Origin of the sequence: Ochrobactrum sp. CGA5 (assembly GCF_006345815.1) — a bacterium.
GTDB lineage: Bacteria > Pseudomonadota > Alphaproteobacteria > Rhizobiales > Rhizobiaceae > Brucella.
Map to the genome: position 1 here is coordinate 169,755 of NZ_VCIG01000005.1, position 26,054 is coordinate 195,808.

Below are 26,054 nucleotides of genomic sequence, written 5' to 3' on the forward strand. Positions count from 1 at the left end.
TATAACGATGTTGAACAATAGCAATGAACTCACTGCCTGGGATCGGGATCATTTCTTTCACCCGTCTACCCATATGGGCATGCATGCGCGGGGTGAAACACCAACGCGGGTGCTGGAAGGCGGCGAAGGCGTTTATATTGCCGATGTCAACGGTCGCAAGAGTCTTGATGCCTTCGCAGGTCTTTACTGCGTCAATGTTGGCTATGGCCGCACTGAAATCGCGGATGCGATTGCGGAACAGGCGCGCAAGCTTGCTTATTATCATGCCTATGTCGGTCATGGCACTGAAGTGTCGATTACGCTCGCCAAGATGATTATTGATCGCGCTCCAGAGCATATGAGCCGTGTATACTTTGGCCTTTCGGGTTCGGATGCTAACGAAACGAATATCAAGCTCATCTGGTACTACAACAATATCCTGGGTCGCCCGGAAAAGAAGAAGATCATTTCGCGTTGGCGCGGATATCACGGCTCGGGCGTTATGACAGGCAGCATGACCGGGCTTGCGACTTTCCACAACGCATTTGATTTGCCGCGTGCGCCAATTCTGCATACGGAAGCGCCCTATTACTTCCGTCGTGCAGACCGCTCGATGAGCGAAGAGCAGTTCTCGCAACACTGTGCCGACAAGCTTGAAGAAATGATCCTTGCAGAAGGCCCGGAGACAATTGCAGCCTTTATTGGCGAGCCTGTTTTGGGTACCGGTGGTATTGTGCCGCCGCCTGCTGGCTACTGGCAGAAGGTTCAAGCTGTTCTTGATCGTTATGATATTCTGCTTGTTGCCGATGAGGTTGTTACCGGCTTCGGTCGTCTTGGCAGCATGTTCGGTTCCGACCACTATGGAATGAAGCCAGATTTGATCACCATCGCCAAGGGACTGACCTCGGCTTACGCACCGCTTTCCGGTTCTATTGTATCCGACCGCATGTGGCAGGTGCTGGTTCAAGGATCGGACAAGATGGGGCCAATTGGCCATGGCTGGACCTATTCCGCTCATCCGATCTGTGCAGCAGCGGGCGTGGCCAATCTCAAGCTCATTGACGAACTGAAGCTGGTTGAAAATGCCGGTTCCACAGGCGCCTACTTCCGCAAGGCATTAAAGGATGCTCTTGGCGACCATAAATATGTCGGCGAAATCCGGGGCGAAGGCCTTATGGCGGCGATCGAGTTCGTGGAAGATCGTGATGATCGCAAGTTTTTCGATCCATCTCTGAAGATCGGCGCTCAGGTTTCAACGGCTCTTCTGGCCAATGGTGTTATTGGGCGTGCCATGCCAGAAGGCGATATTCTGGGATTTGCGCCGCCACTTTGCCTGTCGCTTGAGGAGGCGGACAAGGTAGTCACGGCTACGAAAAAGGCAGTCGATGCTGTTTTTGCTTAAGTCCTTGTCCCCGGAGGCACGTCTTCCGGGGACGATACCACAAGGGGTTAAATGCCTATACTGGCAGCTTTATATGATGTCTGCGGTACCTTCGCGGTCCAATTTTTGAATCTGGTACGCCACAGTCATTTTCGTCGTCCGGTGATTGAGTGGACTTGCCGAAAACTTTTCTCCACCATATCTCTCGGAGAATATAGCGAGGAGCCAATCCGATGACTACGATTGACTTAAAGCGTATTTATGAAGCTCTTTCGACCGATGACGGCTATCGAATTCTCGTGGATCGTGTCTGGCCACGTGGCATAACAAAAGAAAAGGCTGATATAGATTTATGGGCCAAGGATATCGCCCCATCGACGGATCTTCGCAAATGGTTTGGTCACGATCCTGCGCGATGGAATGAATTTCAGCAAAAATATCGCGAGGAACTCGTAGGTAAGAAGTCCGCCGTCAAGGAATTGATTGCGAAGGCACGGGGCAGGAGGCTGACGCTGTTATACGGTGCACGGGATCAGGAGCACAATCAAGCTGTGGTCCTGCATGAGTTCATGCAAACCCTGTAGGGGAATCCGAAAGCAGTGTTTTCTTAGTCTCTGCCTTCCTCAGGAGCACCCAAAGGAAAAAGATGACGAAACGAACGTGCTTCGTCCAACGCACGGGCATAACTTGGCCGTGCAAGCAGACGTTTGCGGTAAGCCCACACATTGGCAAATTTTTCGGGAATGGCATAAGTCCAGTCTGCATAGAGCAGGGAAGGTGCCGCAGCACAGTCGGCGAGGCTGAAATCATCGCCGGAGACCCATTCACGACCACCCATATGCTGATCCAGAAATGCGTAGGCTGTATCGAACGTCGCCCGCCAGCGGTCTCCACCGTCGTCGTGTTCACGACCAAGTGCAATGTAAACAAGGCGTTGTTGTGGATAGTTTATGTAATTATCAAAGAAGCGATCCCACATTCTCACGTCCGCGCTGACCAACGGGTCTAATGGGATCAGCCGTTTGGAGTGAGGATAGGCGGCTTCGAGATATTCGATGATACCCGTCGCTTCAAAAACCAGTTTTCCATTGTCTGTTAGTACAGGAAACTTACCGAAGGGCCAAAGTGCGGCGAACTCGCTCGCTACCGGTTCCGTCCCGTCCAGCATTCTTGCTTCGAAGGCTATGTCCTTTTCATAAAAGGCGGTTATCGCCTTCTGACAGTATGACGAAAAGGGATGGAGGTAGAGTTTCAAAGTCATCGTAGTCCTCCCAGGCTGATAGCAGATGAACTTCAATCACCATTACGCAATAATCCGCAAGATTGATGCATAATACGGTAACTGGTAGAAGGCTTTCGAGGAATATCGAGAGCCTCAATCGTTCTCTAAGTATTGCCATTATGCGCGGCGAGCGCTCTGTTGTCGGCCTTGTTGTTCTGACCGGTTAATCGTACGTTGGCTGGAACCGACCGAACAGCGGATCAACGGACAAAAACGAAGCGGCCTGCTTTCAATCGGCCGTTTGTATTCAGCGATCAACCGGCTTTCCCTGTGTTATCAGCCGGGCACTATGCTGGCCGGAAATATATGTCCATAGCCAACTCCAGGCGACGGCAGCACGACTTCTTGTTCCAATGAGGAAGAAGATGTGTGCGATCCCCCAGAACCACCAGGCGATGGTTCCCTTGAGCTTGAAGCGCCCCATATCCACCACAGCAGCGCCTCTGCCAATGGTCGCAAGGTTGCCCTGATGCTTGTAACGGAACGGCATCGGTGGCGTTGTTCCTTCAATGCGGCTTTTGATTACCTTTGCGACATAGGCACCTTGCTGTTTGGCGGCAGGGGCAATGCCCGGAACCGGTCTGCCGTCTTTTCCTTCGACCCACGCCGTGTCGCCGATAACGAAGATATCGTCATGGCCGGGCACATTGAGATTGGATAGAACCTTCACACGTCCGGCGCGGTCGCTCTCGGCGTTCAGCCAGGTCGCCGCAGGAGAGGCGGCAACGCCCGCCGCCCAAATTGCCGTATGGCAAGGAATGAACTCTTCGCCGACAGTTACGCCGTCGGCGGTAATGTCCTTGACTGGAATTCCAAGTCGGACTTCAACCCCCAGTTTGTGGAGCGCTTTCAATGCATAATCGGAGAGGTTTTCGGGAAAAGCTGCCAGAATGCGCGGGCCTGCTTCTAGTAGCATAACGCGCGTTTGCCGCGTATCTATATTGCGAAATTCCGGCCATATGGTCTGCTTGGCCAGTTCCGCGATAATGCCTGCAAGTTCTACACCAGTTGGCCCGCCACCCACAATGCCAAATGTCAGCAACGCCCGCCGCTTTGCTTCGTCTGTTTCGCGCTCCGCACGCTCGAAAGCCAACAGCAGGCGACGGCGAATGGTGGTTGCATCTTCCAACGCCTTCAGTCCGGGCGCCAGTGCCTCCCATTGGTCGTTGCCGAAATAAGCGTGACGAGCTCCAGTGGCGAGCACAAGCATGTCGTAAGAAATTTCAGCGCCGTTTTCGAGTTTCACCTCGCTTCGTTCGGTATCAACATCTGTAACGGTACCCAGCAGAGTGGTTACTTCTTTGCGGTCGCGAAACAGATGGCGGATTGGCCAGGCAATCTCTGAGGTGGCGAGGATGGTGGTCGCAACCTGATAGAGAAGTGGTTGGAACAGATGGTGGTTGCGCTGATCGATCAGCGTTATTCGCATGTCGACATTTCTGAGGTCGTGGATCAATTGCAAACCACCGAACCCGGCACCGACAACAACGAGATGGGAAACACGCTTTTGGCTCATTATTTCAGCCTGCTTTCTGGGACAATCCACAAATCAGCGGCCCACTCCCAGCCGCACGGTGACCGTTCGACATCAATGTATGCCTGATACCACAATTTCCAGACCGTTTGTCTTGGAGGGACCGGACGTTTCCGAATGAGGCGGCCACAATCAAACCGATGACATAATAAGTAAGTTGCGACGAACTTCGTCGCCATTACCGTTCGTAAACTGATTCTCTATCATCGCATGGGTAGCCTCCCATATTGGTACGGCTGCGGCAAGAATAGCTTTTCCTTCTGGTGTAAGTTGCAATAGACGCTCCCGCTTGTCGCTGGGATTCACGATGATCTCCACCCAACCTTGCCGCTGCAACGGCTTCAAGGCCGCCGTCAAAGTGGTCTGATCCATCGCCAGGAGTTCGGCAACCGGCTTCATCGATGGCGGTGCCGGGCGGTTGAGCGACATCATCAGCGAGAATTGGCCGTTGGTCAGACCGACTGGACGCAGAGCATCGTCAAAGCGGCGGGCGAGGGCGCGTGCGGCGCGCTGAACATGCAAACAAAGGCATGTATCACGCACCAGAAGCGTTGTTTCAAAAGGAACATCATGGCTATTTGACATGGCTTATTAATATTGATATCAATGTAAATCGTCAAGCAACAACATTGAAATCTGTGCTGGGCTGGGAGCAAAAGCCGGAGGAGGGCTTGCACCATGAACAAGGTCGTATCCCGAGAAGCTTGGCTTGAGGCGCGACGCGCGCTTCTGGCACGTGAGAAAGAAGCAACCCATCTGCGTGACAAGGTCAATCTTGAGCGACAGGCTCTACCATGGGTAAAGGTCGACAAGGATTATACATTCGATACGCCTGCGGGTAGGAAAACGCTTTCTGATCTTTTCGATGGTCGCAGCCAGTTGCTCGTCTATCATTTCATGTTTGGACCAGATTGGGAGCAAGGCTGCACGGGTTGTTCGTTCCTCGCCGATAATTTTGATGGCACGGTGACGCATCTCAACAATCACGATGTCACGCTTGTTGCCGTTTCGCGCGGCCCCTTGGCGAAACTGGAAGCTTACAAGAAGCGGATGGGTTGGCACTTCCCATGGGTCTCGTCCGAGAGCAGTGATTTCAATTTCGATTATCACGTCTCTTTCACAAAGGACGAACTCGAAAACGATCGAGTGTTCTACAATTTCGACAAGCTGAGTGCGGAAGAGGCGTTCGATGAGTTGCCAGGTATGAGCGCTTTCTACAAGGACGGAAGCGGTGCTCTCTATCACACCTATTCCAGTTATGCCCGTGGCATCGAAGAATGGATCGGTACTCTGATGATCCTCGATCGTGCCCCCAAGGGGCGGAATGAAAATGGCACGATGCATTTTGTCAAACGGCATGACGAGTATGCAGCACAGGTTACCAAACACAGTTGCTGCGACTGAGCGTTCGATTGCAAGATAAATCCAAGGGAGTACTTTCAATGAAAAACGGTTCTTCTCCGTTCGTCTGGTACGAGCTTATGACAACGGATGCTGACAATGCAGCGGATTTTTATACGAAAGTCGTTGGGTGGTCGGCGAAAGACGCCGGTGTTCCAGGCGTAAAATATACACTGTTTGAAGTGCCCGGATGTATGATTGCAGGCATGATGTCCATAGCCGACATGCCAAAGGACGATTGCGACGGTCAACCCGGTTGGATCGGTTATGTCGGCGTGGCAAGTGCCGACGAATACGCTCTAAAAGTCGAGGCGGAAGGCGGCAAGGTTCTTAGGGCTGCGCAGGATATTCCAGACATCGGGCGGTTTGCGATTGTGTCGGACCCGCAGGGGGGAATCTTTGCACTTTTTGAGCCGAAAGATGACATGCCACCTCCGGCTGGCTTTGGTTCGCGCAAACCGGGACATCCGGGCTGGCACGAACTGTATGCGAAGGATTGCGAGACGGTATTCCCTTTTTACGAGAAAGTCTTCGGCTGGAAGCTCTCACGCAATTTCGACATGGGCCCTATGGGCAACTACAAGGTGTTCAGTGTCGATGGTGCAGATCACGGCGGTATCATGACAGCACCACCCGGTATTCCCGTGGGCTGGGGATTCTACTTTATGGTAGATGGCGTGAAGGATGCTGCCAGCAGGGTCAAGTCTCTCGGCGGCGCGGTTTTGCAAGAGCCAATGGAGGTACCCAATGGCGAATGGGTTGTTCAGTGCAAGGACCCGCAAGGCGTGAATATCTCGCTCGTCGCGCCAAAACCGTAGGATAGATTGTGCGTCCCGATTGACTGCCGCTACATTTGCGATGATTGGATGAAACACCCAAACGTATCGGCTGAAGATTGATTATGCACGACAGAAAGACGCGTCAGTCTCAACCGGCTAGAACGGTTTTTGCCGCAGATGTTGGCGGATCCTTCATGCGACTGGCGCGCTCAACCCATCCGGGACATATCGAGCCTCTTGAGAAACTGCCGACCCCGGCATCCAGTTGGGGCGCGTTTGGCGATGCATTGGCAACCGCATTACGAATGCATGCATCGGGCGAGGCAGGGCCCATTGCACTTTCCATCGCGGGACTGGTTGATCCAGATACAAGCACGGCGTTCTCGGCCAATATCCCTTGCATCACCGGTCACAGGCTTAGCCTCGAACTTGGTGAACGTTTGCAACGACGGGTGATCGCTGCAAATGATGCCGATTGCCTAGCGCTCGCCGAGGCAATCGAAGGGGTTGGAAAGGGGCATGGGATTGTCTTCTGTGCCGTGCTTGGCACAGGTGTAGGAGGCGGGCTTGTTGTCGACGGTCGATTGGTTCGCGGTAAGGCCGGCTTGACCGGCGAATGGGGGCATGGCCCGATCCTCAATACGTGTGTAGAAATAGACGGGCAAACAGTTTCAATTCCTCGCTTCGATTGCGGCTGCGGCCAACGCGGTTGCGTTGATACGATTGGTGGTGCACGCGGTATCGAAAAGTTGCATCAGTTTCTCAATGGTATTGATGCGAGCAGCCATGCGGTTCTGCAGGAATGGTCGGAAGGCAGACCGGAGGCGAGACGGACGGTCACCGCCTATCTTCAGTTGGTTGCCGATCCTCTTGCTGCGGTCATCAATATAACCGGTGCGTCGATCGTGCCAGTGGGCGGCGGCCTTTCTACAGCTTCCAATTTGATCGCGGCACTTGATCAGGCAGTGAGGACTCGAATCTTGCGGAAAACAGACGCACCGCTGATCATTCCAGGTGTGTTCAGCAGTGATGGGGGTTTGGTCGGGGCGGCCATATTGGGGCATAAGACGTGAGCGTTTTACTTGAGGTATGTGTTGATAGCGCAGTCGGACTGCGGTCGGCGATAGAAGGTGGTGCGGATCGTATTGAGCTTTGCTCTGCGCTGGAGTTGGGCGGCCTTAGCCCTTCGCCGGGGTTTATGGAGCTCGCCTCGAAAGCATCTATCCCGGTTTATGCAATGATCAGGCCGCATGCAGGCGGTTTCTGCTTTTCGGCAGAAGATGAAGCCGTAATGCTTTCCGATATACGCAGCGCCAGACGCGCTGGCCTGGCCGGTGTCGTTCTCGGCGCCTCGTTGAGCGACGGCTCTCTTGATGTTGCCATGTTGGAAAGACTTATGGCTGAAGCAAACGGGCTAGGAAAGACGCTTCATCGCGCATTCGATATGGTTCCCGATATGGATATTGCGCTGCAGAACGCAACGGTGCTCGGCTTTGAGCGGATTCTGACATCCGGTCTGTCTCAAACCGCCGAAGAAGGGCTGGATAATCTAGTACGGCTGGCCGGAAAGGCTGGCGAGAGCATTCGCATCATGCCCGGAAGTGGCGTCAACGCGGATAATGTGAGACGTATCGTGGAGGCAACCGGCGTGGCAGAAGTTCATGCTTCATGCAGTGTCCCGGTCGAAGAAAAGGACTCTTGTGTTATCGCCTTCGGTTTTGCCGCAGAGCGATCATTTCGGACATCGGTTCAGCGCGTGAGCGCATTGAAGGCTGCAATTGCATCCCTTTGAAACACACTTGTTCCAAATCTAAGTTATGCGTGAGCGCAAAATTCGCGTATCGGCCGGTGCTTCAAACGGAAATTCCTTATACATTTTAAGGTAACACTAAAACCCTATTGCTACTATCAAAGAGTTTAAGTAGAAGTGACATCGCATCAAGAGTTGGGGAGACGCCCAACGCCAACCTGCCTCTCCGGGCAAGGTGGTACTCTCTTTGAAGAGAGGATGTGGCCAAACCGGCAAGTATACGGATTAAGCCACTCGCGTCCTTCCCAACCTAAAATAGGACCGACGCGACATGCCAATTAAAATTCCTGATGATCTGCCAGCAACCAGTGTTCTCCAGGCTGAGGGTGTAATGGTCATGCGCGAAGCAGATGCCATTCGTCAGGATATTCGGCCCCTGAAGATCGGCCTTCTCAATCTGATGCCCAACAAGGTCACCACCGAGACCCAGATTGCGCGACTCCTCGGGGCCACTCCGCTGCAAGTGGAACTGACCCTTGTTCGCATTACCAACCATGTGGCGCGCCATACGCCAGCCGATCACATGCTGTCCTTCTACCAACCGTGGGAAGATGTGCAGGATCAACGTTTTGATGGTTTTGTTATCACCGGTGCTCCGGTTGAGCGCCTGGAGTTCGAGGAGGTTACCTATTGGGACGAAATGCAGCGCATCTTCAACTGGACGCAGACCAATGTGCATCGGACGCTGAACATATGCTGGGCTGCACAGGCCGCCGTCCATCATTTTCATGGCATGGGCAAATACGAACTGCCGGGTAAGGCGTCCGGCGTTTATAGTCAGCGCAATCTTGCACCGTCATCGCCATATCTGCGCGGATTTTCGGATGATTTCAAAATCCCGGTTTCGCGATGGACTGAGGTACGCAAGAGCGACATTCCGGTTGATAGCGGATTGAAGGTGTTGGTCGATAGTCCAGAGACCGGTCTCTGCCTGTTAGACGACCCGCATCACCGTTCGCTGCATATGTTTAATCATGTTGAGTACGATACCACATCGCTCGCGGATGAATATTTTCGCGATATCCAGGTTCAGCCCGACACGAAGGTTCCAGCGAACTATTTCCCGGAGGACGACGCGACACGACAGCCCGAAAACCGCTGGCGAAGCCACGCGCATCTTCTTTTTGGAAACTGGATCAACGAGATGTATCAGTCGACGCCTTACGACCTGGAAAATATCGGAAAGCGTTAAGAGCGCGAGACAGGGAAGGCGCGACCAGAATTTACCCGATTGATGGCAGGACTTGCAAAGACAAGTTTTCAACGCAAGCCCGCCCTTAGTAGTCCTAGGTGTTACGCCTTACCTGTTATGATCTACTCAAATGGACCTCTTGTCAGCCTTACGAGCGTTTAACTGGCAGCGCGCGCGAGCCATCTGTGCCAGTCGTCCTCGGAGCCGTGGAAAACGTTCAAGTCGATCTTGCCGTCAACGCCCTGTGACAGGCCAGATCCCGAATACTGCCAGAAGGTCCACGGGCGACCCGGATAGACCTTGGACGGATGCTGGGCGACGGCACGCAGCCAGAATGGATAGTTAGTAAAGGCACCTTTCAGATTGTCATCATAGAAATCAGGCGCGGTATAGATGATCGGTCTCTTGCCGTAGTGCTGTTCCAGCCGGTCCATGAAAACCTGCATCTTTTCGCGCACTTGCGCCGGAGAAGGTCGCCGCTTGCAGGAGGAATCGCCGTTCCATTCGACATCGATGACAGGTGGAAGGGCATCGGCTTCCTTGGGAACATTGCGAATGAACCAGTCGGCCTGCTGACTCGCCACGCGACACCAATAGAAAAAGTGGTATGCGCCGCGTTTGATGCCTGCGGCTTTCGCCGCGCGCCAGTTCTTCCGGAACATAGGATCGAGGTGATCGCCTCCGTCAGTTGCTTTGATATAGGCGAAATTTGCACCTTGCGTGCGCAGCTTCACCCAGTCGATATCCCCTTGCCAGCGGGAGACGTCCACGCCGTGCACGGCCAGTTTGCGTGGAGAAGAGCGTCCGAAATTAATCGGCTTTGCATCGCGGAAACGATGACTGTAGACTTTTGAGCGTTCCTGCGGTTTAAGGCGCACCGGTGGATAGGCCGCGACTTCCGGCTTCGGAATCGCGATGCGCTCTTGGGCGTCCTCTTGTGGTTTTGGTTGCGGCGTAATGGGAGCCGACGGCTCGGACTTGAATGGACCCGCATCAGGTATGGGGCCAGCCCAAGCGAGAACTTCTTCCTGCTCGACGGCCGGCATCGGTTGCGGTGTGCTTGCAATTTCGCTCAGAGGAGCCGGCGGAACCGGGCGCGCTACTGAACTCGTCGTCTCAGCCGAAGTCTTCGACTGCAGCATGATGCTGTCGATGCCGGAACTTGATGTGCAGCCTGTCAAAGTGGCGCAGGCAAGGGCGATGACTGATACAACTGAAGAACGCATGAGCACCCGTAACGCAAAACAAATGGGCTGCAACGCTCCTTGCGAGCTAATTGCTAACTAAAGCTTACCGGGAAATGCTGAATCCAAAGTTTACGAAATTACTAATGCGGCTACTCTAATCGGATTGTTTGAGAATTTTTATCAGTGCTGTTGCAGAATTCTCTAATCTGCTTTCTTCAAATCCTGAGAAGCCGAGGATAAGCCCTTGGCGTGGCTTCAGTTTCGTGTAGAGCGCTGATAATGGCTGCACCTCAATACCAGCTTCTGACAGGAGCGTGGCGAGGCGTGTATCGCTTTGTCCGTCTGGCAAAGCCAACAGCAATGATAAGCCCGCGGGAGGAGCCTCTATCCGAAAAAGGTTCGGCTCTCCGGGTGCAAGTGCGGTAATCAGTTTACGGCGCCGCGATGCGTGCAAGCGACGCATGCGTCTGATGTGTTGCGCAAAAGCTCCCGTTTCTATGAAACTGGCCAATGCTGGCTGAGCCAGCGGCGACGGTGCCGGGAACAAACTATGTCGCAGAGCTCTGAATAGAGCGGTCATATGTGATGGTACGATCAGGAAACCTAACCGCAGTAGCGGCGAGAAAACTTTGGAAAAGCTGCCAATATACAGAATCCGGTCTGGATCAAGTGACGTGAGCGCTGGCAGAGGTAGGCCAACATAACGATGCTCGCTGTCGTAATCGTCTTCGATGATTATCGCATCATTTTCTCTTGCCCAGGCAATCAGCTCCAGGCGGCGTCCCAAACTCATGGTTACGCCTGTCGGATGATGCCGTGCAGGTGTAACAAAAACACCGCGCGCATTATCGGCCTTGTTCCTGCCGGCGGAAACATCCAGGCCTGCACCATCAACGGGTACAGGAACGATTTCGAGGCCATTCACGCCGAGTATCTTGTGCGCCGGTGGATATCCCGGTTCTTCCATCCATAGCTTGTCACAAGGTCCGAACACCGCTTCCCGGATAAGACTAAGAGCGTCTGCGCTACCGCCGGTGATGATGATCTGTTCCGGTGACACAATCATACCGCGCCATTCGTGCAAATGGCGGGCCAGAGATGATCGCAGTGGATGAAAGCCGAATACATCGTCGCTGCTTAATAGATCGGGGGAAGGATTACGCCAGATGCGCCCGATCAGCCTGGCCCACTCGTTGTGCGGGAAATGATCGCTATCGAATACGCCAAGCCGAAACGCTTTCGCCTCTTCACGATCTAACCGAGGCTGGACCATCGCGTGAAGGGGCGGTTGGTCAACGGTCAGGCTGGTGTCGGGAAGTTCGGCGGTGACATGGGTTCCTGAACCCTGGCGTCCTTCCAGATAGCCTTCCGCGATCAATTGATCGAATGCCGCGAGAACGGTTGTTCGTGACAGGCCAAGTTCCAGAGACAACGCACGGGTAGACGGCAGCCTTGCGTCGGGCTTCAGGCGTCCAGCTAAAACCGCTTGTCTTATCTGCTCAACCAGTTGGGCGGTGAGCGAGACGTCGCTGGCCCGATCAATTCCGAACTCTGGAAGCGTATTGGAAATTGGCATTATCTTATTCGTGTAAGGTGGTTATTTTATAAATGCCACTATGCAGGCAGCTTGGCCGAAGATAAAGGAGAAAAACTGGCCATGACGATCCCCCCTACCGAACGTAGCCGTGTAAAGCGGTTGCATGAGCGCGGCGCCTATGATGCAGCCACGGTTCACGCAATCATCGACGCCCAACCTCTGGCACACGTGGCCTATATGTTCCACGGAGCGCCCTATGTCACGCCGACGCTTGTCTGGCGGGAGGGTAATTTCATTTACTGGCATGGGTCGTCCGCGAGCCGTATGCTAGAAAGCTGCAACGAGGCGGAAGTCTGCGTAAGCTTTACGTTGCTCGACGGGCTGGTTCTCGCCCGTTCCGCGTTTCATCATTCCTGCAACTATCGCTCAGTCATGGCTTTTGGGACCGCTCGTAAAGTTTCGGACATCGCGGCGAAGGAACATCACCTCCGTAGTTTCGTGAACGGCCTTTTTCCTGGTCGCTGGGAATGTTTGCGTCCGATGACGGCAAAGGAGCTGAAGGCCACCATGCTTCTGGAACTCGAACTGAGCGAAGCCTCGGCGAAGGTCCGTTCCGGTCCACCAAAGGACGACAACGCCGATTATGCGCTGCCAATCTGGGCTGGCGTCATTCCTATGACCATCCAGATGGGTGCGCCGGTAGATGACGGGTGTATTCTGCCGGGCGTTACTGCGCCTGACGCCATCATGCAGTTCGGTTATGTGCCAGCAGCGGCGGAATAGGTCGCGAACGGTTCAGGCGGGTCCGAGAAAGATATGCGTCTCGGACTTCGCTATCCCATCCATGGCACGGATGCCTGTTACGAGCCGGTGGAACTCGTTCATGTTGGGGACTTCGATCTCGGCGATCAGGTCCCAGGTTCCATTTGTAGTGTTCACTGCGGAAAAGCCGGGGTTCTTGCGTAGAGTAGCTATCACGCTTTTGATGTTTCGCCCGGTCAGTTCAATCATCATGATGCCGCGGATCATGTCACTGGAACCATGATCCTTCAAACGGACTGTAAAGCCAGCAATAACACCCGATGCAATCAGGCGTTCCATCCGGCTTTGAATTGTACCCCGCGCCACACCCAGGATACTGGCGAGAGTCGGAATAGATGCACGCGCATTGATACGCAGTTCCGATATTAATCGTTGATCCAGGTCATCCATCACCATACCGCCATCTGACGATTTCACCAGTTTGATTGCGTTTATCGCAGAAAACTGAATATTTCTATACAGAATTGACGTTTTCGTTGACCCTTTGCTCCGTTAGCGTGCTGAAAACAAACAAGCCGGATAAGCAGCAATGCAACTGGCAGGGGAACTTCGGAGGTGGATTGATGGAGTTGTGCTTTCTCCCGCTCCTGGATAACCAGGCGCATCAATCCTGCCTGTTCCGAAACGGTTTTCCCGAGAAATTGGCCGCCGCCCGTTGGGCGTCGAAGATCTGGAAAAGCGCGTCCATCTGGGCGCTCGGAACGGGCATCGCCCGTGATCGCGTTACGATTACTTAGGAGAAAACGAAATGAAAACCCTTCTGTCTTCACTCATTGCGGCTGGTGTCGGTGCGCTCATGCTACTCTCTCCCGCTCATGCGGACGACCTTGAAAAGGTCAAGCAGAGCGGTGAATTACGTATTGGTATGAGTGGCGTTTTCCCGCCATTCAGCTTTGTTGATGGCCAGAACCAGGTTGTTGGCTTTGACGTCGATATTGGCACCGAAATCGCCAAGCGCCTTGAGGTGAAACCAGTTGTCGTTACCACCGCTTTTGACGGAATCATTGCGGGGCTTCGCGCAGGCAAGTTCGATGTTGTCGTCGGCAGCATGAGCATTACGCCGGAACGAGAAAAGGCCGTCGATTTCGCTGGTCCTTACTATCGCGGTGGTCGTGGCATCTTCGTGACGGAAGCATCACCGGTCAAGTCCATGGACGAACTGAAGCAGGGCAAGACCATCGCCGTCACGCTTGGTGAAACCAGTGACAAGTGGGCGCGCGAGCAGGGCGGCTGGACGGTTCGCACCTATAAGGGCATTCCCGAACTGTTGCTTGAGCTCCGTTCTGGCCGCGTAGACGCCATCGCTTCGGATGACATTCCGATCCTGATCGCCATCAAGGAGAGCGGTGAAAAGGTTCGTCAGCTCGATACGCCGGAACTTCAGGGTACGGACAATGTAGGTATTGCTTTGCGCAAGGGTAATCCCGAGCTGAAGGCTGCGATCAACAAGGCTCTCGACGATATGAAAGCCGACGGCACCTACGAGAAAATCTCGACCAAGTGGATTGGCCGCGACATCCGCTAAGCGCATGAAACCCATGCCGGGACGGCTTTTAAATATGCGTCCCGGCAAAATGTCTTTCCGGCTGGTTTTCAGACAGGAAAGGGGAGATTATGAATTTCTCTTTGATGGCGGAGGTCTTTCCATATTTTCTGGAGGCCGCGCTGGTAACCGTAGAAATCTCGGCGCTTGCCATTCTCATCGGTTTGAGCGTCGGCGCGCTTGCCACATCGGCGAAACTGTCACGCTTCTGGCCGCTGCGCTTTATCGGAACTACCTATGTCAGCGTGTTTCGCGGCACACCCTGTCTGTTACAGCTTTTCGTTCTCTATTTCGGCGGACCGCAGATCGGCATCAATCTTGAGCCATTCGCAGCCGGCGCCATCGGGCTGGGGCTTAATATCGGCGCCTATTATGCCGAAGCCATGCGGGGCGCAATTCTGACGGTGGATGCCGGCCAGAACGAAGCTGCCCGTTCCATTGGCTTCAGTAACGGACAATCGATGCGCTTTGTGGTGTTACCACAAGCGGCCAGGCTCATGATCCGGTCGCTCGGTGTCAATACCGTCATGCTGATCAAGGGGTCTGCTCTGGTTTCCGCGATCTCTGTAGTCGAATTGACCTATACGGCGCAGCGTTTCATAGGCTCGACCTATCGTCCGTTTGAAATTTTCGGCATCGCCGCGGCCATCTACATGGTCCTCATTTATACCGTCGCACGCTTCGTCGATTTTCTCGAAGCTCGCTACGCACTCAAATAGGCGGTGGTATCATGCAACTCGATTTCTCAATCGTTCCGCCCTATACTGAGCTCCTGATGACCGGCGTCTGGTGGACGCTCATCATCGCCGTATCCTCGTCCATTGTCAGCTTCTTCGGTGGCATCGCATTTGCCTTGCTCGTTCTCTACGGCAACTGGCTGATACGCTATCCGGTCCGCTTTTTCATCTGGCTGTTCATGGGCACGCCGCTGCTTCTGCAACTGTTTCTGCTCTACTATGGTCTCTCGCAGATCGGCATCAACATTCCGGCCGTATGGACTGGCGTCATTGGCCTTGGCTTGCATTTCGCTGTTTATAATTCGGATATTTTCCGCACCGCCATACTGACTGTCGATCCGGGACAGAATGAAGGCGCCCGCTCGCTAGGCTTCGGCAATGGTCAGACGCTGCGCTACATCATTGTACCACAAGCTGTCCGCAACGCGCTGCCGCAGGTGGGAAACAATCTGATTGCGCTATTGAAAGATACGGCACTCGTGTCGGTGATCGGCATTACCGAGCTGGTGCATGCATCACAGCAAGCGATCAGTGAAACCTATAGCCCGTTTGAATTCTACATCACTGCTGCAGTGATCTTCTACATACTCAATCTCATCCTGGAAGCCGGATTGCACTGGATGGAAAAGAAAGTCGAGGCTTACCGATGAGTCATAGTAAACCCATGGTTGAAGTGCGCGACGTCCACAAGGCTTATGGCGCACTTGAGGTTCTCAAGGGCATCAATCTGTCGGTAGAACGTGGACAGATCATCGCCATTATTGGGCCTTCCGGTTCCGGTAAAAGTACATTGCTACGCTCCATCAACCATCTCGAAACGGTCAACTCAGGCCAGATTTTGTTAGACGGCGTTCAGGTAAATCAGCAGTTGCAAGGGCGTGCATTCGAGCGGCACATCAATGCTGTGCGCCAGCAGATGGGCATGGTTTTCCAGCACTTCAATCTGTTTCCGCATCTCAATGTCATGGAAAATATCACGCTCGGCCCCATCAAACTGAAGGGCAAGAGCAAGCATGAAGCACAGGAGCTGGCCGTTTCGCTTTTGAAAAAGGTGGGCCTTGCCGACAAGTCTGCCATGTACCCGTCACGTCTTTCAGGCGGGCAAAAACAACGTGTAGCCATTGCCCGCGCACTTGCGATGCAGCCGAAAGTCATGTTGTTCGACGAAGCGACTTCCGCGCTCGACCCTGAACTGGTCGAGGAAGTCAATCAGGTGATGAAGCAGCTCGCGCAGGAACATATGACCATGCTCATCGTGACCCATGAAATGCGCTTTGCCGCTGAAGTTTCCGATAAGGTGCTGTTCATGGACAAGGGCATCGTGGTCGAGGAAGGCAAGCCGGATGTGATCTTCAGTAATCCGGAAAACGAAAGAACGAGAGCGTTCCTGAGAAAGCATCTCAACCAGTAAGTCGACGTTTAGATCAGATTGTAGACCCGTCTGTGCCTTCTTCAGGGTACGGAAACGGGCGACTATTGAGCGAGGAAAGATCGTGGTATCCCCAAATGAATGGAACCCGACAGAACGGGTACGAGAACTCTCTTATCGCATGGTGAAATGGCCAAGCGAGACCGGAACGCCGGACGAGGCATCGTTCGGTCCGAAGCTTGCCGAGCTTTTGCGCGAGATTCCCTATTTCCAGAAAAATCCGGACGACATTGCTGTCATTGACAGCCATGGTTCACCGATGACCAAGAATGTCATCGCGGTCGTCCGTGGCGCAGGGCGTAGAACCCTGGCTCTGGCAGGGCATTTCGATGTGGTGGAAACTGCAAACTATCGCGACTTGAAACATCTGGCTTTTGAACCGGATGCTTTACTGGAGGCACTTCTAGCCGATCTTACCAGCCGTCCGCTTGCTCCGAACGAGGAAAAGGCGCTCGCCGACTTCCAGAGTGGGAATTACATTCCCGGACGCGGCATGCTCGACATGAAGAGCGGCGTTGCCGCTGGTATCGCCACACTGGAGCGTTTTTCGCAACAGCCGGATCGCGAGGGCAATCTGATCCTTTTTGCGACTCCCGACGAAGAGCGCGGTTCGCGAGGAATGCGCAGCCTTCGCGATGCCTTGCCTGAACTTGCCGGACGCTGGGGGCTGGATATCGTCGCCGGTATCAATCTGGATGCAACAAGCGACCAAGGCGACGGTGCGGAAGGTCGAGCCATCTATCGGGGTACGATAGGCAAACAGCTTCCCTTCGCCTTTGTGGTCGGACAGCCATCCCATGCGAGCTATCCGTTTGAAGGCGTCAGCGCACATCTTATCGCGTCCGAAATCATGCGGGCGGTGGAAGCCAATGCAGCTCTTTGCGATACGGCGGATGGCGAAATTTCGCCGCCTCCAATCTGCCTTGAAGCGCGGGATTTCCGCGGCGGCTATGAAGTCACAACGCCGGAAAGAACTTGGATCGCCTTCAACTGGCTTACCCATTCCGTTTCGCCAGATTCTTTGTTCCAGCGGTTCAAGGCGGTGGTCGGCGAGGCCCTCGATCGTGCGATCAAGCACTTTAATGTCGAGGCAGACCGTTTTGCAAAGCTGGTTGGCAGTGATGCAGATGCCAATCACAAGGGTCGGATTCTGACTACGGCTGAGTTGCGCGCCGAGGTCCGGCGTATCGGCAGCGATGCCGCACTCAAACGGATAGCCGCACTGGAAGCTGAACTTTCAAGCAGCGACAACCCGCTTCTTATTACACGAGAGCTCGTCAATGCCATGGTTGCAGAGGCACGTATTACAGGACCGACGGTCATTATCGGTTTCGGGAGCCTCGTCTATCCGCATGTTCATATGGGGGCAGAGACCGTTGAAGAGCAGCGTTTTGCCAAAGCCGTGGAAACCGCTCGTGTGGATATCGAACATCAGTTCGATACGACAATCCGGTATCGCGAAATCTTTGCCGGAATTTCAGACATGAGCTTCTTTGGTCACATTCCAGACGCGGCGGACAGCGAAGTCATCGCAGAGAACACGCCCGCCGCTCAGTTTATCGACTGTGCCAATCCACAGGCGCTTTCCTATCCGGTGGTGAATATCGGACCGTGGGGGCGGGAGTATCATCAGCGACTGGAGCGGGTCTATGCGCCCTATGCCTTCACGGTATTGCCACAGTTTCTCTACGGCATTGCCACGCGGTTCCTGAAGCCTTAGTAGCCCGCAAGTAGCGGCTCGATGTCCTTCAGATTGCCTGATTGACTGTGATAGCGATCATATGGAGGACATCGTCAGCGCTGCAGCCGCGGGAAAGGTCGTTTGCGGGTTTGGCGAGGCCCTGTAGTATAGGTCCGATGGCCTGTGCGCCCCCGATACGCTGGGCGATCTTGTAGCCGATATTGGCGGCTTCGAGATTGGGGAACACGAAGACATTGGCGTTGCCCTTCAGCGGAGAGTCCGGTGATTTGGCATGGCTGATCGCCTCCACGAACGCCGTGTCGAACTGCAATTCACCATCGATGCACAGATCGGGCTTCCGTTCACGCACCATCCGGGTTGCCTGAACGACCTTTGACACACGTTCATGGGCGGCGCTACCTCCGGTGGAGAAGGACAGCATGGCAACCGCTGCATCTTTCTCGGTCAGATGGCGGTATGAATCGGCCGACTGGATGGCGATATCGGCAAGCTGCGCGCAATCCGGTTCCACCACGAGACCGCAATCGGCAAAGACGAAAGCGCCTTTCTTTTGATGATGCGACTGGCACAACAGCATCAGGAAGAAGCTCGAGACAAGTGAAGCGCCTTCGGCCTTGCCGATGATCTGCAAGGCATGACGCACCACATCCGCTGTCGTTGCAACGGCACCGGCGACCGTCCCGTCCGCATCGCCCTCCCGCACCATCATGGCGGCAAAGCCGAGAGGTGACTTCACCATCGCTTCGGCCTGTTCTGTTGTCATGCCCTTGGCCTGACGCAGCTGATAGAGCTTCTGCGCGTAGTCCGCGCTTAGGTTAGACGTCTTTGGATCGATGATGGCAATCTTGGAGCCGTCGATCTGTCTGCCGATGATGCTTTCAGACCCCAGCAGTGTGATGCGGGCAATGGCTTCGTGCTCGGCTCGCAATGCCGCATCGATGATGCGCGGCTCTTCGCCTTCCGCCAGCACAATGTGACGTGGCCTTGACCGGGCTTTCTCAAAAATCGTTTCCAACGGCAGCATGGATATATGTTTCTCTGGAATGGCCGGGAGTCGTTCTCCCGGCCTGATCATTGACGGACTGGTTCAGACCGGCATTTGTTGGCGCATGTCGGCTTTGTCGATGCCAGCCACGACGACGGGCTTCTTCATCGCATCACGGCGGAAAGGTTCGCCCAGTTCCTGATTGAGCACGACTTCGATGAAGGTAGTCACCCCCTTGGCCTGTTCGTCGATTGCCGTCTGCAAGGCTTCGGTCAGCGCCTGCTGGCTATCGACAGTCACGCCCTTGAGGCCGCAGCCATCCGCCACCTTGGCGTAGCTCAGGTTCGGATTGAGCTCGGTGCCGACGAAGTTGTTATCGTACCACAGCGTCGTGTTGCGCTTTTCGGCACCCCACTGATAGTTGCGGAAGATGACCATGGTGATCGCAGGCCAACCCTTGCGACCGATGGAGGTCATCTCGTTCATGGAGATGCCGAACGCACCATCCCCGGCGAAGCCGACCACCGGCGTGTCGGGCTGACCGATCTTGGCGCCGACGATGGACGGGAAGCCGTAACCGCAGGGGCCGAACATGCCCGGCGCCAGATATTTGCGTCCGTGTTCGAAGCTTGGATAGGCATTGCCGATGGCACAATTATTGCCGATGTCGGTGGACATGATGGCGTTCTTCGGCATGCCTGCCTGAATGGCGCGCCATGCCTGTCGCGGCGACATGCGGTCCTTCTCGCGCTCTCTTGCTTCTGCGTTCCACTGTGTACCCGGATCGTCATCCTCGTGATCCATCGAGGAAAGCTGTTGCAGCCAGGCGGACTTGCGCTGATGGATGAGCTGCTTGCGCTCGTCGCGCCCGGCATTGCCGGCGTTGGCTCCAAGCTGGTCAAGGATTTGCTGCGCAACCTGTTTGGCGTCGCCGCAAATGCCGACGGAGATTTTCTTGGTGAGACCGATGCGGTCGGGATTGATGTCGATCTGAATGATCTTTGCGTCCTTCGGCCAGTAGTCGATGCCATAGCCGGGGAGCGTCGAGAACGGATTGAGGCGGGTGCCGAGCGCCAGAACCACATCAGCCTTGACGATCAATTCCATCGCGGCCTTGGAACCGTTATAGCCGAGCGGACCTGCGGCCAGCGGATGGCTACCAGGAAAGGCATCATTGTGCTGATAGCCGCAGCAGACCGGCGCATCAAGCCTTTCGGCAAGTGCGATGGCTTCTGGAATCGCGCCCCCGATGACGGCACCGGCCCCGTTGAGGATGACCGGGAATTTTGCTTCTGTCAGAAGCTTCGCGGCCTCGGAAATTGCCTCGCGCCCACCGCTGGGACGTTCCAGCCGCACGATTTGCGGCAGGTCTACATCGATAACCTGGGTCCAGAAATCGCGTGGAACGTTGATCTGTGCCGGTGCACAGCCGCGCCATGCCTTCTCGATCACCCGGTTCAGCACTTCGGGAATGCGGGTCGCATCGCGTACTTCTTCCTGATAGCAGACCATCTCCTCGAACAGCGCCATCTGGCCCACTTCCTGAAAGCCGCCCTGGCCGATGGTCTTGTTGGCCGCCTGCGGCGTAACCAGCAGCATCGGCGTGTGGTTCCAGTAGGCTGTCTTGATCGCGGTGACGAAGCCGGTCACGCCCGGACCGTTCTGGGCAATAGCCATGCCCATCTTGCCCGTCACACGCGTATAACCGTCGCAGATCAGCGCCGCATTCGTCTCATGGGCACAGTCCCAGAACGTAATCCCGGCCTTTGGAAACAAATCCGAAACCGGCATCATTGCTGAACCGATGATCCCGAATGCATGCTCTATGCCATGCATCTGCAAAACCTTAACAAACGCTTCTTCCGTCGTCATCTTCATGGCGCGTACCTTTCCTTGGAATTCAGAGAACTTCATCTTTCAGCGCATACCAGCGATACATTGCGCGCTGGCCTATGCGCCTGAATGGCGTCAGCATGCCGTAGCTCGGCAGTTCAGAGGTGAAGATCGGCAGGTCCAGTTCCTGTCCTTGACCGGCCATCAATTGAGCGACCCGGCGTCCGGCTTGCGCGGAATACATCACGCCGTTGCCGCCATAGCCCATGGCATAATAGATTTCCTGCTTCGGATCAGGACGATAGATACGGGGCATCATGTCATGACTGACATCGACCCATCCCCACCATGAATAATCGATCTTGATGCCTTTGAGGGCCGGGAACTTTCTGTAAAGGCCGGCCAGCAACAGATGATAGTGTTTCGGGTTTGGAGCGTCGGCCCCCGTAATGGCACTGCGGCTGCCAATCTGCATCCGCCCATCGGGCAGAAACCGATAATAGTGGCGAAGCGTGCGCGTGTCGGTCAGAGGAATACCGGTCCTCGGGCCACATGCTTCAAGTTCGTCCGGCGTTAGCGGTCGGGTCACCACAGAGTTCGACAGTATAGGCATTAGCCGATAACGGGTAAGAGGATGCAGGTCTGGAGAAGTGTATCCCGCTGTTGCAAAGCATACCTGTCGCGCCTTGACCGTACCGTTGGGCGTGTTGAGATGGAAAACATTCCCGTTCTTAAAGCAACTGAGAACCGGGCTTGCTGTGTGCACCTTTGCGCCGAGCTTTCGGGCAAGGCGCAGATAGCCGAAAGCGAGCTTTGCCGCGTGAATGCCAACGCCGTCCGGTTCGTACATCGCGCCGCAGGCTTCCTGATCCCGGATGAAATCACGGTGAATCTCGTCGCGGCCGACCATGCGGGTCCGGTAACCGAATACGTCGTTCAGCAGTCGCGATTCTTTCTCCAGCGAAGGAATGACTTTGTTGCGATGGGCGATGTACAGATGACCGCCATCCTGCGGATCACAATCGACTTCCGGTTCGGCAATGAGTGCGCGAAAAAGATCGAACCCTTCGGCAATCTCCTTATGCAACTTACGGGCGACGTCCACACCCCAGCGTTCGATCCATTGCGAACGCTTGAGTCGACCGGCTGAAATCTGTGCTTGACCGCCATTGCGAGTGCTGCATCCCCAGGCGACACCGTTTGCCTCCAGCACCACGGCTTTAACACCGTGATCTCGGGCGAGGTGGATCGCTGCCGAAAGACCAGTATAGCCTGAGCCGACGATAACGACATCGGCATCGACGTCGCCGCGAATAGGACCATCGTCTTCCGGCGCCGGTCCGGCGGTGCCGATCCAGTAGGTAGGGGCATAGTCGCGGCCTTGTCCGGGCGTCTTCGAAACCACCGGGTCATAGGCGGGGTCGAATGGCTGGGCGGCAGAGAAACAGTTGCGAGTGTGAGTATCCATATGTCGGTCCTCCAAATCACCGACGGACATTGTTGCGGCTTACGCCTTCAGCAAAGGCCGGCTCTTGCGGAATGCCTGCTTGCGGACGATCTTGCCGTCGCGCTGTGTGAAAAGATCGCATCCCTCGGCCTCGACGCGCGCGCCGTTGGCATCCGTTCCGCGAAAGGTCCATTCGGACACGGCACGGTCGCCGCTCACGAAGTGTCTGTGTCCATCCCACTTCACATCGGGCATGGCAGCCCAAACACCGGAGAAAGCCTTGGCGATGGCATCCTTGCCTTCGAGACGGGTGCCGTAAACTTCCTCGCCGCCGATGGTGTAGAACACGCAATCATCGGCGAAGAAGGCCATGATCGCGTCGATGTCATGCCGGTTGAAGGCGTCGAAGAGATCGGAAAAATGCTTTTCTGTAAGTTGTCCGGCGGACATGCGAATGCTCCTTGATACGTCTGAAATCTGCCCTGATTTCGGGCAAAGCTTCCCCGTGGCGCGGCAGAATTGCCGCGCGATTGATGTTGCAAATGAGATTTCGGTCGGGTCGGTTAAAGCGGTTGCAGCGCCATCAGATTTTGCCCTTCCATGGGATGAGGACCTTTTCCAGGTAACGGATCAAAAGGTCGAAGGCGAAAGCGAACACACCGATGACGATGATGCCCATGATGACTGTGTCGCTGGCCAGAAACTGTGCCGCGTTGAGCACCATGAAGCCAAGACCGCGATGCGCCGCCACCATTTCCGCCGCGACCAGTGTTGTCCAACCCACGCCGATCCCGATGCGCATGCCGGTGAAGATTTCAGGCATGGCCGCTTTCATGATGACTTGCGTTATCACTTGTGTCCGGGATGCGCCCATCGCATAGGCGGCATGGATTTGTTCCGTAGAGACCGAGCGCACTCCCGCTCTAGCCGCTATTGCCATTGGCGCGAAGATCGCGAGGAAGATGAGGAACACCTTCGGGAATTCGCCGATACCGAGCCAGATAATAATCAGGGGCAGATAGGCAAGCGGCGGTAGCGGTCGGTAAAACTCGATAATCGGGTCCAACACGCCACGAACGAAGCTGCTCATTCCCATCATGATACCGATGGGAATTGCCGTGATACAGGCAATCGCGAAGGCGCCCAATACGCGACCAAGGCTGGCAAGTGTATGTTCGGCAAGAGTGGAGTTTGCCACGCCGTCGGTCATGGCGACCATGAATTTTCCATAGACCGCGAAGGGGGAGGGAAGAAACAGCGGCTTGACCCAGCCCATTCCCGTCACGAGAAACCATAGCCCCAGCAATGTCAGCGCCGTCACAAGGCTGATGAAGCCGCTATTGCCGTCGCCGGGGGCGCCATAGATTTTACCGGGTTTGACTGGTCGTGCTCGAGTTAGGAACTCAAGCATGGACCAGTTCCGGGTTTCCTGATGCACGTTCATCGCCATAGATAATCCCCAGAATTGTCTCACGCATCTTGATGAAGTCGGGACTGGACTTGACGGCACGCGCGTCACCGCATTCCAGAAAGCGCCGGTTGAAATCCAGATCATAGGTGTGGGTGATCCGTCCGGGACGCGGCGACATGACGATCAGCCGCGAACCGAGGAACAACGCCTCTTCGACGCTGTGAGTGATGAAGAAGAACATTTTATTGGTCACTTGCCACACCCGCAGAAGCAATTCCTGAATTGTTTCGCGGGTGAGGGCATCGAGCGCTGCCATGGGCTCATCCATGAGCAGCATCGCCGGATCGCAGGTCAGTGCGCGGGCAATGCCGACACGCTGCTGCATACCACCGGAAAGCTGGTAGATTTTGTGATTGTGGAAATCCTGCAGGCCGACAAGGGCCAGATTCTTGCTGGCGCGCGCACGGCGTTCCGCCTTCGGCACGCCTTGGAGCTTGAGGCCGAACTCGGTGTTGTCGATTACGTTGAGCCAGGGAAGCAATGCGTGTTTCTGGAACACGACACCTCTCTCGGCACCGGGACCGCTCACCTGTCTTCCGCCCAGTGTAATTTCGCCAGATGACGGGATCATGAATCCCGCCATGAGATTGAGAAGTGTGGTCTTTCCGCAGCCGGACGCACCAAGCGCCACCACGAAATCACCGCTGTCGATGCGCAGATTGACGCCCTTCAGCGCAATCACGGCTTCTTCCACATAAAGACCGGGATAGGTCAGACTGACATTCGATACGTTCAAGGTTTCCATGACGTCACCTTTCGGAAACGAAGGAGCGGTTCCGGCATAAGCCAGAAGGCAAAACACTGCAGGAACCGTCTCGATTCAGCGGCTTGCCCAAGGCATTCCACTGGCGGAGGCGCTTGAATTACTTCACGTAATTACTTCGCGGCGGTTTCGGCGAAACTGCCATTTACGTTGCCGCTATAATCATCCAGAGCCTGGTCGAGCTGCTTTTGATCGACGAGGAATTTTGCGCTCTGTGTGATAGACTTGAGCGCCCCGCTGTCCTTGCCACCACCGAGCCATGTCGGGGACGCTTGTTCTTCCACTGTGGGGAAGGACAACAGCGCGAGTGCGCCGGGTATATCAGCGGCATTGCCGCCGATCAGCTTGACCATGCCTTTGACCTGTTCGGAGTCTGCGGTCCATTGGCTGCCATTCGCCTTGTAGTCGGCATAGGCATCTTTCAATACAGTAGTAAAGGCGGTCATGAATTTCGGATTTTCACTGGCGAAGCTCTTGTCCACGACAAGCCCGTCGAAGGTAGGGACGCTTTTCGCGCCGATTTCTTCGGAATTAGCAACTTCCTTGCCTGTCTTTAGGATTTCAGAAAGAGCAGGGGGCCAGACATAGGCCGCATCGATATCGCCGCGTTGCCATGCGGCAACAATCTGCGGCGGTGTCATGTTGAGGATCTCCGCGTCACGCGGATTGATCTTCCAGACATCTTTCATGCCCACGAGCAGATGGAAGTGCGAGGTCGAGACGAATGGCACACCGATCTTTTTGCCCTTGAGGTCTTCCGGCTTTTCTATGCCTGATCCTTCGCGCGCTACCAGTGCTTCCGATTTCCCGATATTATCGAGTATCCAGAAGAGTTGAAGGTCGACACCGCGTGTGGCGGCCGCCGCGATTCCTGTTGAACCGATAACGCCGATCGGCACGTTCCCGGACGCAAGTGCCGTTGAAATATCGCCGCCCGATGCGAACTGGCGCCAATCAATCTTGTATCCGGCCTCTTTGGCCGCTGCATCGAACTTTCCGTTGGCGATCGCCGTCAGAAACGGTCCGACGATCTGCTGATAGCCGACCACAACCGTAGTTTCGGCATAGGCCGCTGACGTGGATAGCGCTGCTACGGCCGAGAATAACACTGCACGCTTTATGCTATTGAAATAGTTCATGGAGTTCCCCTTCCATTTAAGAACCATGCCTGACTTAGTCACGACTGTTGGCGTTTTTCGCCAATCTGCAGTTCCAGCTACAAACGATAGCCGTATCCCTA

26 protein-coding genes and 1 riboswitch are annotated in these 26,054 nt (G+C 55.0%); of the genes, 13 read left to right on the top strand and 13 right to left on the bottom strand.

Going from position 1 to position 26,054, the window contains the following annotated elements; all coding sequences use genetic code 11:
* The first annotated feature begins 7 nt into the window (after window positions 1-7).
* Both FJQ48_RS05510 and FJQ48_RS05515 read left to right on the top strand, forming a co-directional pair.
* Window positions 8-1,381 (top strand): aspartate aminotransferase family protein, encoded by a 1,374-nt coding sequence (locus FJQ48_RS05510; protein ID WP_139974199.1) that lies wholly within the window; start codon window positions 8-10, stop codon window positions 1,379-1,381.
* Window positions 1,382-1,593: 212 nt separating this feature from the next.
* On the top strand, window positions 1,594-1,944 hold the full coding sequence (locus FJQ48_RS05515) for a DUF488 domain-containing protein (RefSeq protein WP_139974200.1): 351 nt from the start codon (window positions 1,594-1,596) through the stop codon (window positions 1,942-1,944).
* Window positions 1,945-1,967: 23 nt separating this feature from the next.
* Here the strand turns inward: FJQ48_RS05515 and FJQ48_RS05520 are convergent, their stop codons facing one another.
* The 3 genes from FJQ48_RS05520 to FJQ48_RS05530 form a co-directional block, all read right to left on the bottom strand.
* On the bottom strand, window positions 1,968-2,621 hold the full coding sequence (locus tag FJQ48_RS05520) for a glutathione S-transferase family protein (RefSeq protein ID WP_139974201.1): 654 nt from the start codon (window positions 2,619-2,621) through the stop codon (window positions 1,968-1,970).
* Between the two features lie 268 nt (window positions 2,622-2,889).
* Window positions 2,890-4,158, bottom strand: coding sequence for an NAD(P)/FAD-dependent oxidoreductase (locus FJQ48_RS05525; protein ID WP_139974202.1), 1,269 nt, complete (start codon window positions 4,156-4,158; stop codon window positions 2,890-2,892).
* A gap of 150 nt (window positions 4,159-4,308) precedes the next feature.
* Window positions 4,309-4,761, bottom strand: a complete 453-nt coding sequence (locus FJQ48_RS05530) for a MarR family winged helix-turn-helix transcriptional regulator (RefSeq protein WP_139974203.1) — start codon at window positions 4,759-4,761, stop codon at window positions 4,309-4,311.
* Window positions 4,762-4,854: 93 nt separating this feature from the next.
* Between FJQ48_RS05530 and FJQ48_RS05535 the strand changes: the two genes are divergently transcribed.
* The 5 genes from FJQ48_RS05535 to metA all read left to right on the top strand — a co-directional run bounded on the left by FJQ48_RS05535 (window position 4,855) and on the right by metA (window position 9,358).
* Window positions 4,855-5,580: a thioredoxin family protein gene (locus tag FJQ48_RS05535; protein WP_139974204.1), complete on the top strand. Its 726-nt coding sequence runs from the start codon at window positions 4,855-4,857 to the stop codon at window positions 5,578-5,580.
* A gap of 38 nt (window positions 5,581-5,618) precedes the next feature.
* Complete coding sequence (locus tag FJQ48_RS05540) at window positions 5,619-6,395, top strand: VOC family protein (protein WP_139974205.1); 777 nt, start codon at window positions 5,619-5,621, stop codon at window positions 6,393-6,395.
* A gap of 83 nt (window positions 6,396-6,478) precedes the next feature.
* Window positions 6,479-7,429 (top strand): ROK family protein, encoded by a 951-nt coding sequence (locus FJQ48_RS05545; protein WP_139974206.1) that lies wholly within the window; start codon window positions 6,479-6,481, stop codon window positions 7,427-7,429.
* Entirely contained in the window at window positions 7,426-8,148 is a 723-nt protein-coding gene (locus FJQ48_RS05550; RefSeq protein ID WP_139974207.1) for a copper homeostasis protein CutC, read from the top strand. Before FJQ48_RS05545 ends, FJQ48_RS05550 begins: the two co-directional genes overlap by 4 nt.
* Window positions 8,149-8,286: 138 nt before the next feature.
* A riboswitch (SAM-I-IV-variant riboswitch) is annotated at window positions 8,287-8,396 on the top strand.
* A gap of 41 nt (window positions 8,397-8,437) precedes the next feature.
* Window positions 8,438-9,358, top strand: a complete 921-nt coding sequence (gene metA, locus FJQ48_RS05555) for a homoserine O-succinyltransferase (RefSeq protein WP_139974208.1) — start codon at window positions 8,438-8,440, stop codon at window positions 9,356-9,358.
* A 158-nt stretch (window positions 9,359-9,516) separates the two neighbouring features.
* On the opposite strand, the gene FJQ48_RS05565 is transcribed toward metA, so the two are convergent.
* Together FJQ48_RS05565 and FJQ48_RS05570 are read right to left on the bottom strand one after the other, a co-directional pair.
* Window positions 9,517-10,584: a GH25 family lysozyme gene (locus FJQ48_RS05565; RefSeq protein WP_139974209.1), complete on the bottom strand. Its 1,068-nt coding sequence runs from the start codon at window positions 10,582-10,584 to the stop codon at window positions 9,517-9,519.
* A 115-nt stretch (window positions 10,585-10,699) separates the two neighbouring features.
* Window positions 10,700-12,121, bottom strand: coding sequence for a PLP-dependent aminotransferase family protein (locus FJQ48_RS05570; RefSeq protein ID WP_139974210.1), 1,422 nt, complete (start codon window positions 12,119-12,121; stop codon window positions 10,700-10,702).
* An 81-nt stretch (window positions 12,122-12,202) separates the two neighbouring features.
* Here FJQ48_RS05570 and FJQ48_RS05575 point away from each other — a divergent pair, with 81 nt between their 5' ends.
* Window positions 12,203-12,865 carry a pyridoxamine 5'-phosphate oxidase family protein gene (locus FJQ48_RS05575; protein ID WP_139974211.1) on the top strand — a complete coding sequence of 221 codons (663 nt, stop codon included), beginning with the start codon at window positions 12,203-12,205 and terminating at the stop codon, window positions 12,863-12,865.
* Window positions 12,866-12,877: 12 nt separating this feature from the next.
* Here the strand turns inward: FJQ48_RS05575 and FJQ48_RS05580 are convergent, their stop codons facing one another.
* Entirely contained in the window at window positions 12,878-13,294 is a 417-nt protein-coding gene (locus FJQ48_RS05580; RefSeq protein ID WP_139974607.1) for an Lrp/AsnC family transcriptional regulator, read from the bottom strand.
* Between the two features lie 358 nt (window positions 13,295-13,652).
* Here FJQ48_RS05580 and FJQ48_RS05585 point away from each other — a divergent pair, with 358 nt between their 5' ends.
* The 5 genes from FJQ48_RS05585 to FJQ48_RS05605 all read left to right on the top strand — a co-directional run bounded on the left by FJQ48_RS05585 (window position 13,653) and on the right by FJQ48_RS05605 (window position 18,333).
* Window positions 13,653-14,429, top strand: a complete 777-nt coding sequence (locus tag FJQ48_RS05585) for an ABC transporter substrate-binding protein (protein WP_139974212.1) — start codon at window positions 13,653-13,655, stop codon at window positions 14,427-14,429.
* A gap of 89 nt (window positions 14,430-14,518) precedes the next feature.
* Window positions 14,519-15,166, top strand: a complete 648-nt coding sequence (locus tag FJQ48_RS05590; RefSeq protein WP_139974213.1) for an amino acid ABC transporter permease — start codon at window positions 14,519-14,521, stop codon at window positions 15,164-15,166.
* An 11-nt stretch (window positions 15,167-15,177) separates the two neighbouring features.
* On the top strand, window positions 15,178-15,834 hold the full coding sequence (locus FJQ48_RS05595) for an amino acid ABC transporter permease (protein ID WP_139974214.1): 657 nt from the start codon (window positions 15,178-15,180) through the stop codon (window positions 15,832-15,834).
* A complete protein-coding gene (locus tag FJQ48_RS05600; protein ID WP_139974215.1) occupies window positions 15,831-16,595 on the top strand; it encodes an amino acid ABC transporter ATP-binding protein in 765 nt (254 codons plus the stop codon). Before FJQ48_RS05595 ends, FJQ48_RS05600 begins: the two co-directional genes overlap by 4 nt.
* Before the next feature lie 139 nt (window positions 16,596-16,734).
* On the top strand, window positions 16,735-18,333 hold the full coding sequence (locus FJQ48_RS05605) for a M20/M25/M40 family metallo-hydrolase (RefSeq protein WP_139974608.1): 1,599 nt from the start codon (window positions 16,735-16,737) through the stop codon (window positions 18,331-18,333).
* 28 nt (window positions 18,334-18,361) lie between these two features.
* Here FJQ48_RS05605 and pta read toward each other — a convergent pair whose 3' ends face one another.
* The 7 genes from pta to tauA form a co-directional block, all read right to left on the bottom strand.
* Window positions 18,362-19,339, bottom strand: a complete 978-nt coding sequence (gene pta / locus FJQ48_RS05610) for a phosphate acetyltransferase (RefSeq protein ID WP_139974216.1) — start codon at window positions 19,337-19,339, stop codon at window positions 18,362-18,364.
* Window positions 19,340-19,402: 63 nt separating this feature from the next.
* Entirely contained in the window at window positions 19,403-21,178 is a 1,776-nt protein-coding gene (gene xsc / locus FJQ48_RS05615) for a sulfoacetaldehyde acetyltransferase (RefSeq protein WP_139974217.1), read from the bottom strand.
* Between the two features lie 22 nt (window positions 21,179-21,200).
* Window positions 21,201-22,601: an FAD-binding oxidoreductase gene (locus FJQ48_RS05620; RefSeq protein WP_139974218.1), complete on the bottom strand. Its 1,401-nt coding sequence runs from the start codon at window positions 22,599-22,601 to the stop codon at window positions 21,201-21,203.
* A 39-nt stretch (window positions 22,602-22,640) separates the two neighbouring features.
* Window positions 22,641-23,030, bottom strand: coding sequence for a nuclear transport factor 2 family protein (locus tag FJQ48_RS05625; RefSeq protein WP_139974219.1), 390 nt, complete (start codon window positions 23,028-23,030; stop codon window positions 22,641-22,643).
* Between the two features lie 133 nt (window positions 23,031-23,163).
* Window positions 23,164-23,991: an ABC transporter permease subunit gene (locus FJQ48_RS05630; RefSeq protein ID WP_139974220.1), complete on the bottom strand. Its 828-nt coding sequence runs from the start codon at window positions 23,989-23,991 to the stop codon at window positions 23,164-23,166.
* Window positions 23,984-24,796, bottom strand: coding sequence for a taurine ABC transporter ATP-binding protein (locus FJQ48_RS05635; RefSeq protein WP_139974221.1), 813 nt, complete (start codon window positions 24,794-24,796; stop codon window positions 23,984-23,986). The genes FJQ48_RS05630 and FJQ48_RS05635 overlap by 8 nt, the downstream gene beginning before the upstream one ends.
* 131 nt (window positions 24,797-24,927) lie before the next feature.
* On the bottom strand, window positions 24,928-25,953 hold the full coding sequence (tauA, locus tag FJQ48_RS05640) for a taurine ABC transporter substrate-binding protein (protein WP_139974222.1): 1,026 nt from the start codon (window positions 25,951-25,953) through the stop codon (window positions 24,928-24,930).
* Window positions 25,954-26,054 lie beyond the last annotated feature (101 nt).

Excerpts from the sequence above, each read along its gene's own strand:
- FJQ48_RS05510 (WP_139974199.1), top strand. The coding sequence starts at position 8 with ATGTTGAACAATAGCAATGAACTCACTGCCTGGGATCGGGATCATTTC.
- FJQ48_RS05515 (WP_139974200.1), top strand. The coding sequence starts at position 1,594 with ATGACTACGATTGACTTAAAGCGTATTTATGAAGCTCTTTCGACCGAT.
- FJQ48_RS05520 (WP_139974201.1), bottom strand. The coding sequence starts at position 2,621 with ATGACTTTGAAACTCTACCTCCATCCCTTTTCGTCATACTGTCAGAAG.
- FJQ48_RS05525 (WP_139974202.1), bottom strand. The coding sequence starts at position 4,158 with ATGAGCCAAAAGCGTGTTTCCCATCTCGTTGTTGTCGGTGCCGGGTTC.
- FJQ48_RS05530 (WP_139974203.1), bottom strand. The coding sequence starts at position 4,761 with ATGTCAAATAGCCATGATGTTCCTTTTGAAACAACGCTTCTGGTGCGT.
- FJQ48_RS05535 (WP_139974204.1), top strand. The coding sequence starts at position 4,855 with ATGAACAAGGTCGTATCCCGAGAAGCTTGGCTTGAGGCGCGACGCGCG.
- FJQ48_RS05540 (WP_139974205.1), top strand. The coding sequence starts at position 5,619 with ATGAAAAACGGTTCTTCTCCGTTCGTCTGGTACGAGCTTATGACAACG.
- FJQ48_RS05545 (WP_139974206.1), top strand. The coding sequence starts at position 6,479 with ATGCACGACAGAAAGACGCGTCAGTCTCAACCGGCTAGAACGGTTTTT.
- metA (WP_139974208.1), top strand. The coding sequence starts at position 8,438 with ATGCCAATTAAAATTCCTGATGATCTGCCAGCAACCAGTGTTCTCCAG.
- FJQ48_RS05565 (WP_139974209.1), bottom strand. The coding sequence starts at position 10,584 with ATGCGTTCTTCAGTTGTATCAGTCATCGCCCTTGCCTGCGCCACTTTG.
- FJQ48_RS05570 (WP_139974210.1), bottom strand. The coding sequence starts at position 12,121 with ATGCCAATTTCCAATACGCTTCCAGAGTTCGGAATTGATCGGGCCAGC.
- FJQ48_RS05575 (WP_139974211.1), top strand. The coding sequence starts at position 12,203 with ATGACGATCCCCCCTACCGAACGTAGCCGTGTAAAGCGGTTGCATGAG.
- FJQ48_RS05580 (WP_139974607.1), bottom strand. The coding sequence starts at position 13,294 with ATGGATGACCTGGATCAACGATTAATATCGGAACTGCGTATCAATGCG.
- FJQ48_RS05585 (WP_139974212.1), top strand. The coding sequence starts at position 13,653 with ATGAAAACCCTTCTGTCTTCACTCATTGCGGCTGGTGTCGGTGCGCTC.
- FJQ48_RS05590 (WP_139974213.1), top strand. The coding sequence starts at position 14,519 with ATGAATTTCTCTTTGATGGCGGAGGTCTTTCCATATTTTCTGGAGGCC.
- FJQ48_RS05595 (WP_139974214.1), top strand. The coding sequence starts at position 15,178 with ATGCAACTCGATTTCTCAATCGTTCCGCCCTATACTGAGCTCCTGATG.
- FJQ48_RS05600 (WP_139974215.1), top strand. The coding sequence starts at position 15,831 with ATGAGTCATAGTAAACCCATGGTTGAAGTGCGCGACGTCCACAAGGCT.
- FJQ48_RS05605 (WP_139974608.1), top strand. The coding sequence starts at position 16,735 with ATGGTGAAATGGCCAAGCGAGACCGGAACGCCGGACGAGGCATCGTTC.
- pta (WP_139974216.1), bottom strand. The coding sequence starts at position 19,339 with ATGCTGCCGTTGGAAACGATTTTTGAGAAAGCCCGGTCAAGGCCACGT.
- xsc (WP_139974217.1), bottom strand. The coding sequence starts at position 21,178 with ATGAAGATGACGACGGAAGAAGCGTTTGTTAAGGTTTTGCAGATGCAT.
- FJQ48_RS05620 (WP_139974218.1), bottom strand. The coding sequence starts at position 22,601 with ATGGATACTCACACTCGCAACTGTTTCTCTGCCGCCCAGCCATTCGAC.
- FJQ48_RS05625 (WP_139974219.1), bottom strand. The coding sequence starts at position 23,030 with ATGTCCGCCGGACAACTTACAGAAAAGCATTTTTCCGATCTCTTCGAC.
- FJQ48_RS05630 (WP_139974220.1), bottom strand. The coding sequence starts at position 23,991 with ATGCTTGAGTTCCTAACTCGAGCACGACCAGTCAAACCCGGTAAAATC.
- FJQ48_RS05635 (WP_139974221.1), bottom strand. The coding sequence starts at position 24,796 with ATGGAAACCTTGAACGTATCGAATGTCAGTCTGACCTATCCCGGTCTT.
- tauA (WP_139974222.1), bottom strand. The coding sequence starts at position 25,953 with ATGAACTATTTCAATAGCATAAAGCGTGCAGTGTTATTCTCGGCCGTA.